This window comes from Micromonospora tarensis, assembly GCF_016803395.1.
GTDB lineage: Bacteria > Actinomycetota > Actinomycetes > Mycobacteriales > Micromonosporaceae > Micromonospora > Micromonospora tarensis.
In genome coordinates this window covers 83,182-95,128 of record NZ_JAEVHL010000005.1, presented here as the reverse complement: position 1 = coordinate 95,128, position 11,947 = coordinate 83,182, and the positions used below count along the sequence as shown (strand labels likewise).

Annotated in this window: 9 protein-coding genes and 2 pseudogenes; 8 read left to right on the top strand and 3 right to left on the bottom strand. The window is 73.2% G+C overall.

Translation table 11 applies throughout. From position 1 onward, the window contains the following. Nucleotides 1-19 precede the first annotated feature (19 nt). Both JM949_RS02490 and JM949_RS02485 read right to left on the bottom strand, forming a co-directional pair. Nucleotides 20-466, bottom strand: a complete 447-nt coding sequence (locus JM949_RS02490; protein ID WP_203146826.1) for a nitronate monooxygenase — start codon at nucleotides 464-466, stop codon at nucleotides 20-22. A 31-nt stretch (nucleotides 467-497) separates the two neighbouring features. Next, a complete protein-coding gene (locus tag JM949_RS02485; RefSeq protein WP_238432432.1) occupies nucleotides 498-1,616 on the bottom strand; it encodes a hypothetical protein in 1,119 nt (372 codons plus the stop codon). A 147-nt stretch (nucleotides 1,617-1,763) separates the two neighbouring features. Between JM949_RS02485 and JM949_RS02480 the strand changes: the two genes are divergently transcribed. The 3 genes from JM949_RS02480 (at nucleotide 1,764) to JM949_RS02470 (ending at nucleotide 5,574) form a co-directional block, all read left to right on the top strand. Continuing rightward, a complete protein-coding gene (locus tag JM949_RS02480) occupies nucleotides 1,764-2,735 on the top strand; it encodes a hypothetical protein (protein ID WP_203146825.1) in 972 nt (323 codons plus the stop codon). A gap of 101 nt (nucleotides 2,736-2,836) precedes the next feature. Beyond that, nucleotides 2,837-5,128: a M64 family metallopeptidase gene (locus tag JM949_RS02475; RefSeq protein ID WP_203146824.1), complete on the top strand. Its 2,292-nt coding sequence runs from the start codon at nucleotides 2,837-2,839 to the stop codon at nucleotides 5,126-5,128. Between the two features lie 182 nt (nucleotides 5,129-5,310). Then, on the top strand, nucleotides 5,311-5,574 hold the full coding sequence (locus tag JM949_RS02470; protein ID WP_203146823.1) for a hypothetical protein: 264 nt from the start codon (nucleotides 5,311-5,313) through the stop codon (nucleotides 5,572-5,574). Nucleotides 5,575-5,681: 107 nt separating this feature from the next. On the opposite strand, the gene JM949_RS02465 is transcribed toward JM949_RS02470, so the two are convergent. Continuing rightward, the gene (locus JM949_RS02465) at nucleotides 5,682-6,950 is read right to left on the bottom strand and encodes an Nramp family divalent metal transporter (RefSeq protein WP_203146822.1); all 1,269 of its coding nucleotides are present in this window, start codon (nucleotides 6,948-6,950) and stop codon (nucleotides 5,682-5,684) included. A gap of 209 nt (nucleotides 6,951-7,159) precedes the next feature. Between JM949_RS02465 and JM949_RS02460 the strand changes: the two are divergent. The 5 genes and pseudogenes from JM949_RS02460 (at nucleotide 7,160) to JM949_RS02440 (ending at nucleotide 11,907) form a co-directional block, all read left to right on the top strand. Then, nucleotides 7,160-7,566: pseudogene (locus JM949_RS02460) on the top strand (GntR family transcriptional regulator). Between the two features lie 20 nt (nucleotides 7,567-7,586). Next, nucleotides 7,587-8,476 (top strand): annotated as a pseudogene (locus JM949_RS02455) (ABC transporter ATP-binding protein). Further along, nucleotides 8,473-9,462 carry a transporter gene (locus JM949_RS02450; RefSeq protein WP_203146821.1) on the top strand — a complete coding sequence of 330 codons (990 nt, stop codon included), beginning with the start codon at nucleotides 8,473-8,475 and terminating at the stop codon, nucleotides 9,460-9,462. Before JM949_RS02455 ends, JM949_RS02450 begins: the two are co-directional and overlap by 4 nt. Nucleotides 9,463-9,860: 398 nt before the next feature. Beyond that, nucleotides 9,861-11,471 carry a hypothetical protein gene (locus tag JM949_RS02445; protein WP_203146820.1) on the top strand — a complete coding sequence of 537 codons (1,611 nt, stop codon included), beginning with the start codon at nucleotides 9,861-9,863 and terminating at the stop codon, nucleotides 11,469-11,471. A 97-nt stretch (nucleotides 11,472-11,568) separates the two neighbouring features. Then, a complete protein-coding gene (locus JM949_RS02440) occupies nucleotides 11,569-11,907 on the top strand; it encodes a hypothetical protein (RefSeq protein ID WP_203146819.1) in 339 nt (112 codons plus the stop codon). Nucleotides 11,908-11,947 lie beyond the last annotated feature (40 nt).

Genomic DNA, 11,947 nt, shown 5'->3' with positions numbered 1-11,947 from the left:
GTCGCGGCGTCCGGGCGGGTCACCGTGGCCCACACCTCGGTGCCGCGCTCGCGCAGCGCGGCCACCGCCGCCCGGTCGGCAGGCCGAACGCGAAGGACACCACCGGGACCGGGTCCGCGAGCAACGCGGCCAGCTTCGCCGGGTACGCGTCGTCGCCGCCCACCGGTTCGCCCAGGCGCACCCCACGTGCGGCGGCCTGCGGGGCGAGCCGCTCGGCGTACGCCTGGATGGCGGCCTCGTCGACGCCGCCGGGGTCGGGCAGGAAGACGTTGACCCCGAACGGCCGGTCGGTGCGGGCGCGCACCTCGGCGATGTCGTCGGTCAGCCGGCCGGTGTCGATCATTCCGGCGGCCAGGAAGCCCAGCCCGCCGGCCGCGCAGACGGCGGCGACGAGCGCCGGCGTGGAGGGACCGCCGGCCATCGGAGCGGCGATGATCGGGTGACGCAACGTGGACAGGACGGACATCCCCCCATCCTGCCGCACCTCCCGGCCCGGCTCACCGCCGTGCGGTGTGCCTCCACCCCAGCACACCGGCCAGCGCGAGCAGGGCCAGCAGTGTGCCGGCTCCGGCCGCCAGCGGCCAGGTCCGCTCACCGCCGCCCCCGACCTCCTCCGCGGCCCGACGGACGGCTGTGGGCGCCGCTGGGCCGGTGGACTCCGGCGGGGGCGCCGAGGTGACCGTCGAGGCCGTGGCCGGATACCGCAGGATCGTCGGGCGGGTACCGGAGGGCTGGTCGGCCGACTCGGAGACGGTGAGCAACGACCGGCCGTCGCGACTGTAGGTGATCGACTCGCCCTGGGGCTCGTCCGGCAACGGGGTGATCCGCGCGGTGCCGGCGGTCAGCGCGCGGACCACGTCGCCGGCGGGCACGTCGTACTCGAAGGCGTCGGCGTAGCTGCGCAGCACCACCCGGCGTCCGTCCGGCGCGCTCGCCGCACCGGTGATCACGCCGCGCCCGAGGAACGAGAACGGGTTGCTGGTGCTGGTCGTCGGCACTGTCACCTGACCGAGCGCGGCCAGTGGCGTCGTCGCGCCCGGCCGCAACGCGCCGGTCGGCGCGTACAGGAAGACCGTGCCGCTGCCGCCCTTGGTGATGATCAACGGCCGACCGGCCGTGTCGAGCAGCAGCGCCTCCGCGTCGTGCGGGCGGTCCGGGTACGTCATCCGGTGCAGCACCGGCTGCTTCGCCCCCGGCGCGAGCCGCCACAGGGCGACAGTGGGTCGGGACCGGTCGTTGTCACCGATGTCGGCGACCCAGATCGTGCCGTCGCGGCCGATGGCCAGGTCCTCGGTGTCGCGGGGGCGGGACGGGAAGGACACGGTCCGCACCACAGCGCAGCGCTGGTCGAGGAAGAAGATCCGGCGACGGGCCTCGTCCTCGGCACCGTCGTTGATCACTACGTACCCCTCGTCGGTGGCGACCATCCCGGAGATCTCGCGGAGCCGCTCGTCGCGCACCTGGCAGACCGGCGTCCCGGGCGCCGCCGCGCCCGCCGTGGCGGCGCCCGACGTCAGCAGCACGGCCGGCGGCAGCACCCCGGCGAGCAGGGCGGTCAGCACCGCCCCCGCACCAGCACGCCGCCGCCGCCAGGTCAACCGTCCGGGTCCCCGCATCGCCCACCCTCCTCGTCGTGGCCGTGACCCGGCCACCCGCCCATCCTGTCCGATCCCGGCCACCGGCGGTGGTCATCACGGGACGCGCCCGGACCCACGTCGATGTACTGTCGCCAGCCTGGTCCGACGCTGAAGGGTGGCCCTGCCGTGACCGACACCGCGCGGGTCAACCGCCTCGGCGGCCTGCCACTCGGCCGCCTCCTTCGGCCGGCCCGGGGCGCCGCCGTCGTCTGGGTGGCGCTCGCCGCGGTCATCGGTGGCCTCTTCACCGGCGCGCTGGCCAGCCGGGCCGCGTGGGAGACGTCTGAACCGCAGCCCGACCGGGCCGAGGCCGCCGCCATCCTGACCGAGGTCTTTCCGGGGCACGACCTCGGCGACATCGACACCCCGCCCGCGCTCTTCGTCGTCTACGGGCACGCGCTGCGGCTGCGCACCGTCAAGACCCTGGTGCTGGGTGACGGCGGTGAGTACCAGGAGAGCGCGACCAGCGCCACCGCCCTCGGCGCGCCGCCGGTGCCCGCCGAGCAGATCGTCTCGGTGGCCCGGGAGCGCCTCACCGCTGCCGGCTGGCGGGTCTACGACCCGCAGGTGACCGGTGGCCTCAGCTGCGGGGACAAGATCTGCGCCACCCCGTTGGCGATCACGAACACCACACTGCTCGCCCAACGTGGCAACACCATCCTGACCGCCTCGATCTCCTCGCAGACCGCTCCCGAAGCCTCCTACCTGGCGGTCGAACTGCGCCGCGCGCCACCGCCCCTGGTGGTCCCGGCCGGGGTGCTCGGCACGCTGCTGGGCGCGCTGGCCGGCTGGGTGCTCTTCGGCTGGGTCAGCCGCCGCACCGAGGGACGTCGACGCCGTGGCGGGGTGCACGGCCTGCTCGGGGTGGCCGTGGTGCTGTGGTGGCTGCCGGTGCTGCTGGCCACCCCGTCCCTGCTGCGTCACCAGCGTGGCGAACCACACCCGGCCTGGCACCCGTTCTGGGAGTGGCTGGGCCAGCCGGCCGCCTCGCTGCTGTTCCTGGTCGGCGCGGTGTGCGTGCTGTCGGCGCTGGGATTGGCCGCTGCGCCGCGAGGACGGCCGTTGGCCCACTCCACAACGGACCCCGGAGGGTTATAGATCGGCCGGAACCCCGGTACGGTCAGGGTGACCGCGGTCACGACGGGCCCGGACGAGACCGGCCCGGACGACGACGGCCCGGCACACGGAGGGGGCGCACTGTGCGTTTCAGAGCGGGGTTGTGCGTCGCGGCACTTGTCGCGGCGGGGCTCGCGGTCGCCACACCGGCCAGCGCGGTGCCGACGGCCAGCGCCACGGTGGTGCCGATCCAGGTCACCGGTGACCCGGCGAAGCGGTTCAACCTGGTGCTGCTGGGCGACGGCTACACCGAGGCCGACCTGCCCACCTTCCGGTCACACGTGGACCGGCACCTGAACACCCTGTGGACGATTGAACCGTTCAAGTCCTACCGCAGCTACTTCAACGTCTACGCCGTCGAGATCGTCTCCCCGGAGTCCGGGGTGGACTGCGACCCGAGCCTGACCGCGCCGCGCCGGGACACCGCGCTGGACATGGGTTTCTGGGGCGGTTGCAACCCGGCCAGCGTGCAACGCCTGCTCACGGTCAACGGTGCCGCCGCGAACGCGTACGCCGACCTGGCCGTCGGCACCAACCCGGGTAACCGGCAGCTGATCGCCCTGGCCAACAGCGGCACCTACGGTGGGGCGGGCGGCAGCAACGCCACCGCCTCCGGCGGCAACGCGCTCTCCGCGCTGATCAGCCCGCACGAGCTGGGCCACTCGCTCGGCGGCCTACAGGACGAGTACGACTACTACGGCCGTGGGGTTCCCGGCGACACCTACAGCGGCCCGGAGCCGGACTCGGTGCACCACACCGTGCTGACCGAGCGGCAGATGCGCGACACCCGGGCCAAGTGGTGGCGCTGGCTGGGCGAGCCCAGCGAGGCGGGTGGCACGATCGGCCGCTACGAGGGCGGCCTGTACCTGCAACGCGGGGTGTGGCGGCCGAGCCAGCACTCGATGATGAAGTCGCTGGGCTTCTACTTCGACCAGGTCGGCCGGGAGCGGATGACCGAGCGGATCGCCGGCCGGGTCGGCATCCTGCCGGGCGGCACGGCCACCGACCAGGCGGTCGGCGCGGACCGGCTGCTCTGGGTGGACACCCTGCACCCGGTGAGCCACGCGTTGACCGTGACCTGGTCGGTGGACGGCCGTGCGGTGCCGCGTACCGGCAACGCCCGACACCTGGACCTGCGAACCCTGCGGCTGACCCCCGGCCGGCACACGGTCAGCGCCACGGTCAGCGACCCGACGGACTTCGTCCGCGACCCGGCGGTCCGCAGCTCACCGTCGTTGACCCAGACCCGCACGTGGACGGTGGACACCGGGCTGCGTACCCCGCCGGTGGCGACGCCGCTCGCGATCACCGGGTCCACCGCGACGGACCGGCCGGTGGCCGCACCGGACGTGGTGTACGTGCAGACCAGTCAGCCCACCGACCGGGCACCACGCGTGCGCTGGTCGCTCGACGGTCGTGCGCTGGCGGACACCGGCACCGACCGGGACGTCGATCTCGGCGCGCTGCGCCTGTCGCGGGGCACCCACCGGCTGACCGCCCACGTCAGCGACCCGACGACCCGGGAGGTGGTGACCCGCACCTGGACGGTCGACGCGAGCGCCCCCGACGTCCGGTACGACCTCTCCGCGCCCCTGCTCACCGTCATCCGGCCGGGTCGACCCACCGAGTACGTGTACAACGGCCCGTTCACCATGGGGTTGACCGGCACGGACGACACCGCCGGGCAGGTCACCTCGGAGTTCCGACTCGACGGCGACGGGTGGCACAACTACTACGGCTGGCCCACCGACGCCCGTTCGCCGTTCCTGTTCACCGCCACCGGCACCGACGTGGACGGCCTGGTCTACGGCAACCTCGGCTCGGGGGGCCTGTCGGTGTCCCCGTTCGCCGAGCGCTCCCCCGGGTACGGCCGGCACACCATCGAATACCGGGGTATCGACGCGGTCGGCAACATCGGGGCGTCCCGCTCGTTCGTGGCCACCCTGCTCCCGCCACCGCCGGCCTGCACCACAGTGGTCAGCGGTCGGCACGCCGGCCCGCTGACCGTCAGCGCCGGTGTCACCTGCCTACGCGCGGCGACAGTGCACGGCCCGGTCACCGTCGCACCCGGCGCCGCGGTGGTCGCCGAGGCCTCCTCGATCGCCGGGAGTCTCACCTCGTCCCGCGCCTCCGCCGTGGAATTGCTGAACACCGAGGTACGCGGGGCGGTGGCGCTGACCGGCACCACCGGCCGCGTCACGCTGGTGGGGGCACGGGTGACCGGCCCGCTGGCGGTGACCGGCACGGCGACGGCACCCACCCTCGCCGGTGGCCGGGCGAGTGCGTTGACCTGCTCGGGCGGCCCGGCACCTGTCGATCTCGGGGCACCGATGACCGTACCGGGCCCGAGCGCCGGGCCCTGCCGCGCCGACTAGCCCCCGGCCGCCTGACCCTCCTCGGCCGGTCAGGATCCACGCGGGTACCGGGAGAGCGCCGCGTCGGGGGCAGCACTTTCCCGGAAACCGCGCGGATCTTGACCGGATGCAGGCCTGAGTGCGACGGTCCGGGGTAGGCAGCGCCCCGGCGGCATGTCGACACCCGCCGGTAGGAGGTTCCGATGAGCACGGACCAGGGCGACACGTTCCCTCCCCCGGAGGCGGATGCGCACGAGCAGCGGCAGGACGCCGTCGACTACGGGCCGCCGGACCGGGTGTCGGGTGACGTCGACCCCGACGCGGCGGAGGCGGATCTGGCCGAACAGGGTGCCCTGCCAGCGGGCACGCTGGAGGAGGCAACCTCGCTGCCGGCCGACGCCAACCCGGCCGACGCCCTCGAACAGCGCCAGGAGATCCCGACCCGCGACGAGGGCCGCCGCACCTGACGGCCACCCACCGAGCGCCGCCGACCCAGCCGGCGGCGCTCGACCGAGCCGGCTCAGCCGGCGGCGCTCGACCAGCCGGCTCAGCCGGCGGCGCTCGACCAGCCGGCTCAGCCGGCGGCGACCTGCCAGAGCAGGAAGGCGTTGAGCGCGACCACCAGCGCCGCCACCACTGACGCGGCGGCGGTGGTGAGCGGGTGGTTGACCAGGTTGCCCATCAGGTCCCGCCGACGGGTGAAGATGACCACCGGGATCAGCGCGAACGGGATGCCGAAGCTGAGGATGACCTGGGACAGCACCAGCGCCTGGGTCGGATCGAGGCCGATGGCGAGCACGGCCAGCGCGGGCAGCAGGGTGACCAGCCGGCGCAGCAGCAGCGGCACCCGCCGCCGCAGGAAGCCCTGCATGATCACCTCTCCGGCGTAGGTGCCGACACTGGTGGAGGCGAGCCCGGACACCAGCAGTGCGACGGCGAACCCGAAGGCCGCGGCGGTGCCGATGGTCTGGCCGAGCCCGGCGTGCACCCCCTCCAGACTGTCCGCGCCGCCCGGCCCGCCACCCCGGAAGCTGGCCGCCGCGATCAGCAGCATGGCGAGGTTGACCGCGCCGGCGGCGCTGAGGGCGAGCAGCACGTCGGTGCGCTGGCCGCGGAGCAGGATCCGGCGTTCGGTGTCGTCGGTGGCGGGGATGCGGTCGCGGGTCAGCGCGGAGTGCACGTAGATGACGTGCGGCATGACGGTGGCGCCGAGGATGCCGGCGGCCAGCAGCACACTGTCGGTGCCCTGGAGCCGGGGCACCAGACCGGCCATCGCCGAGCCCGGGTCGGAGCCGGCGGCGAGCAGGTTCGCCGCGAAGGCCAGGACGATGACGCCGAGCCCCACGGCGATGGCGATCTCGAAGGCCCGGAATCCGCGCGAGCGCAGGGCGAGCACGGCGAACGCGGTCGCGCCGATGATGATCCCGCCGGGTAGCAGGGGGATGCCGAACAGCAGGTACAGGGCGACCGCTCCACCGATCACCTCGGCCAGGTCGGTGGCCATGGCGACCAGCTCGGCCTGCGCCCACATCACCCGGTTCACCGGCCGGGGCAGGCGTTCCCGGCACAGCTCGGGCAGGCTGCGCCCGGTGGCCAGTCCCAGCTTCGCGGTGAGTGTCTGCACCAGCATCGCCATCAGGTTGGCCACCACCACGACCCAGACCAACAGGTAGCCGTAGCGGGCGCCGGCGGCGGAGTTGGTGGCGAAGTTGCCCGGGTCGACGTAGGCGACCGCGGCGACGAAGGCCGGGCCGAGCAGGATCAGCCGACCGCGTACGCGACCTCGGGCGCGAGCGGCCTGTAGTGGCGTCGCCCTCGATGTCGTCAGTTCGTTGGTGACCATCGAACACCTCCCCGTGCACCCGGATCCCCACCGGTCCCTTCCCGTCGGCCTGACCCGTCGGTGCCAACCAGTGGCCCGCCGGTGCCAGCTCGGTCGAGGAGCGCACGGTTCGGGTGACACCGGCCGTGCCGGGCTTGACAGCGGTGGCGGCACCGATGAAGCTGTCTATTAGTCCTACTGTCGTAGGACAACAGGAAGGATCATCACGAGTGATCGAGTTCGTACTGGACAGCCGGTCGAAGGTGAACACCTACATGCAGCTCGTGCAGCAGGTGAAGCAGGCACTGCGGGTCGGCCTGCTGACACCGGGCGACCAGTTGCCAAAGGTTCGGGACGTCGCGCAGTCCCTGGCGATCAACCCGAACACGGTGCTGAAGGCGTACCGGGAGTTGGAGATCGAGGGTCTGGTCGGCGGCGACCCGGGGTGGGCACGTTCGTCCAGCGCACCTTGGCCGGCGCGTCCCTGCCCAATCAGGCCGAGCTACGCGACGACCTGGTCGCCTGGCTGCACCGGGCGCAGGCGGCCGGCCTCACCGCCGAGGACGTCATCGCCCTGGTGGAGACGACACTGCGCGCCACCCTCGCCGACGACGCCCCGCAGAAGGAGCCCGCATGAACGAAACGAGAGGACAAGGGATGGACATGGTCTTGGAGGCAGACCGGCTCGGCAAGCGGTACGGCAGCACCTGGGCGTTGCGGGACTGCTCGCTGCACCTGCCCGCTGGCCGGATCGCCGCGCTGGTCGGCCCGAACGGCGCGGGCAAGAGCACCCTGCTGCACCTGGCCGTCGGGCTTCTCAACCCGACGCGGGCACGGTCCGGGTGTTCGGCCGGTCGCCGTACGGCGACACGGAGGGTCTGGCCGACATCGGCTTCGTCGCCCAGGACACCCCGCTGTACCGGGATTTCACCGCCTCCGAGCTGGTCGTGGCCGGCGGCAAGCTGAACAAGCGGTGGGACGCGGCGCTGACCCGCACCCGGCTGGCGCAGCTCGGCATCCCACCGGACAGGCCGGTCGGCAAGCTCTCCGGCGGCCAACGCGCCCAGGTGGCACTCGCCCTGGCGCTGGCCAAGCAACCCCGGCTGCTGCTGCTCGACGAGCCGGTCGCCAGCCTCGACCCCCTGGCCCGGCGTGAGTTCCTCCAGTCACTGATGGGCAGCGTCGCGGAGTCAGGCACCACCGTCCTGCTCTCCTCACACCTGCTGGCCGACCTGGAACGGGTCTGCGACTACCTGATCGTGCTCAACGCCTCCCAGGTGCAGCTCACCGGCGCGGTCGACGACCTGGTCGCCGAGCACCGGCAGCTCGTCGGGCCGCGCCACGACGGCGGCGCCATCGGGGGCGTCGCCGCAGTGGTCCGGGCCAGCCACACCGATCGGCAGTCCACACTGCTCGTCCGCACCGACGGGCCGGTCACCGATCCGGCCTGGACGGTCCGCGACGTGAGCCTGGAGGACGTCGTACTGGCCTACCTGGCCGACGGCACCACGCAGACCAGTCACAGCGAGTGGGGGGTGGCAGCATGATCTGGCTGACCTGGCGGCAACACCGCAAGCAGGCGTTCTACACCCTGCTGGCGCTCGCGGCGCTGGCTGCCCTGCTGGTGCCGATCGGTCTGTCGATGCGGCACACCTTCTCCGACCTCGAGCTGGGGGACTGCGCACGCCAGCTCGCGGACACCAATGTGGCGGCGGCGACCAGGGAGGCCTGCGACGCGGGTTACCGCCGCTTCGGCAACCAGTACAGCAGCCTGAACCTGGTGGCCGTACTGCTGATCACCCTGCCGGTGCTGGTCGGCCTGTTCTGGGGTGCACCACTGGTCGCCCGCGAGGTGGAGCACGGCACGCACCGGTTCGTCTGGACCCAGGGCGTCGGCCGGACCCGCTGGGCCCTGGTGAAGTTCGGGCTGGTGGGCGCGGCCGTCGTGGTCCTCGCGGCGGTCTACGGGCTGGGCATGTCGTGGTGGGTCGACCCGCTGACCCAGGCCGCGTACGAGGGCCGGCTCGGCATGATCGTCTTCGACCTGCAAGGCATCGCGCCGATCGGCTACACCCTCTTCGCCGTCGCGCTCGGCGTCTTCGCCGGCACGATGTGGAAGCGGATGCTGCCCGCCATGGGCATCACCCTCGCCGGGTTCATCGGCGTACGGGCGGCGGTGGAGATCCTGGCCCGACCGCACTACCAGCCGGCCCGCACCCAGACCTTCCCGATCGAGGGGGACGGGCCACCGGAGATCAGCCGGGGGGACTGGATCCTCACCCAGGGCGTGCGGAACCCGGACGGGACGATGATCGCGGAGGACACCCGGATCCAGTGCCCGCCGGGCGGGAAGGGGCCGGACGGTCGGGTCTGCGGGTCCGAGTTGGGCCTCGAACCGGGCGCGTACAACTGGCAGCTCTACCAGCCGGCGGACCGGTTCTGGCTGTTCCAGGGCATCGAGACGGCCATCTTCGTCGCTCTCGCCGTGCTGCTGCTCTACCTGGCGGTGCGCCGGGTCCGCCGGATCGCCTAGCCGGCGACGCCGGACCGGATTCCCGGTGACGGGTGCTCGTCGGGGCGCGGGGGCCCCGGCGATCACCCGTCAGCGCAGGCCTTCGACGGTCAGCGACAGCCAGGACGCCAGGTCGTGCCACTCCTCGTGCACGGCCCGGGTCACCTCCGAGGTGAAGGGCTGCCCGAGCGCGGCCGGGTCCACCCGCGCACCCCCGCGACGCCCCCGACGACCGCCGGCTCACCGGCAGCACCGACACCTGCCGGCTCGCCGGGGACGACCACGACATCCCGCCGACCAGCGAGTCGGATTCCAGCCCGTCGCGAACGCGACTCAACGCGTCTGCCCAATCACGGAAAGTGCTCCGATGTGGGCCGCAGAGCCCGCGTCCGACGGGCCACAGGGATGGGAGCGCACGCGTGAAGTCGAAAATCCTCCACCGGGTCACCGCGTCGGCGGTGGCGCTCGCCTGCGCCGTGCTGGGCGCGGTGGCGTTGCCGGCCGCCCCGGCGACCGCCAGCCCGATCCGGAACGCGACCCCCTGGTCGGTACTGCTGTGCAAGTTCAGCGACAAGCCGGCGGAGCCGCAACCACCGTCGCACTTCGCCAACTTCCTCACCTCCGCCGGGGTCGGCACCGGCGGGGTGGCGGACTACCTCGCCGACCAGTCCGGCGGGCGGGTGTCGCTGGCCGGCTCGGTGGTGCGGGGCTGGTACACGATGCCGTACACCCTGGCGCAGTTCCAGACGACCGACAGGTGGACCCGCACGCAGCGCTGCGTGGACACCGCGGCGGCGGCCGGCTACGCGGTGCCCGCCGGCAACCGGGTCGCGGTCATGCTCAACGACTGGGTGGATTCCGGCGCGGCGGGCGGCCGGGTGCTACTCGACCCGGGCGCCTGGAACGTCGGTTTCGCCGCGCACGAGATGCTGCACGGGTACAACCTCGGCCACTCGTTCTCCAACGACACGACGTACCAGAACGCGCCGTGGTCGCAGCCCGGCGAGTACGACGACCCGTGGGACGAGATGAGCGCCATGCACATCCACGCCTTCGGCACCGCCAACTACGGCACCAGCGCGGTCGGGCTCAACGGGCCGCACCGCGACGAGCTGGGCTGGCTGCCGAAGAATCGGGTGTTCACCATGGCCGCCGACGGCGTCGGCTCGCGTACCCTCACCCTGGCCCCGCTGGAGGTCCCCGCCGCGAGCGGCCCGCAGCTGGTCCGGATCCCCTTCGACCCGGCCGACCTGTTCCACTACTACACAGTCGAGTTCCGCCGGAAGACCGGCTGGAGCGCGGGCATCCCGGCCGACACCGTGCTGCTGCACGAGGTCCGCGACGGCACCCCGACCCTGCTGCGCACCGGCCCCGGCGGCGGCCCGGCGCAGGCGCTCAACGCCAACGGTGTGCAGATCAGCGTCAACTGGATCTCCGGCAACGCCGCCTCGGTGACGGTGACCACCGACGTGGTCAACCGCTGCCTACAGGGGTACGTCTGGCGGGAGGCCCGGGCCGGCGATCTGGTCTGCGTGACGGGTGCCACCCGCAGCCAGGTGTGGGCGGACAACGCCGCCGCGGCGAGCCGCTGGGTGAACGGCCCGTACGGTCCGCACACCTGCGTCGCCGGCTACGTGTGGCGCGAGGCGTACGCCGGGGACGACGTCTGCGTCACCGGGGCGCAGCGCAGCCAGGCGGCCGCCGACAACGCCGCCGCCGCGTCCCGGCGCAACCCGGCCCGGCTGGTGTCCGGCCCGAACACCTGCGTCAGCGGGTACGTCTGGCGCGACGCCGACCAGTCCGACTACGTCTGCGTCACCGGCACGACCCGCTCGCAGGTGCTCGCTGACAACGCGGTCGCCGCGAGCCGCTGGGTCAGTGGCCCGTACGGTCCGCACACCTGCGTCGCCGGCTACGTGTGGCGGGAGGCGTTCATCGGCGACGACGTCTGCGTCACCGGCACCCAACGCAGCCAGGCAGCCGCCGACAACGCCGCCGGACCGGGCCGGGTGCTGCGTCCCGCTGGCTGATCGAGCGCGCCCCCGGTGGTGTGCGCCACCGGGGGCGCGGCCGTCGGCGGCTCAGCCGGCCAACCGCGGGAACGATGACAGCGACTAGCGTCGGTGCATGACGATCTCGTTGGATGGCCGGCGGTTCGCCGCCGTGACGGACGTGGTGGCCGGTGAGGTGGGCACCGAGACGGTCTTCGCGTACCACGAGCGGGCCGGCGACGTGTGGGCCGAGTACGCCGGTGGCGCCATCCGGCGCGGCTACCTCGTCGGCACCCGCGAGGGCGACCGGGTGGACTTCCGCTACGTCCAACTCAATGTCGAGGGAGCGACATCCTCCGGGCACTGCGCCACCGAGGTGCGGACGCTCGCCGACGGTCGCCTGGAGCTGCGCGAGACCTGGACCTGGGAGTCCCGGCCGGGCAGCGGCACCAGCGTGGTGCGGGAGATCCCCTAGCCAGCCGCCCCGTCGGCGGTGACCGACGGTCACCGCTGCC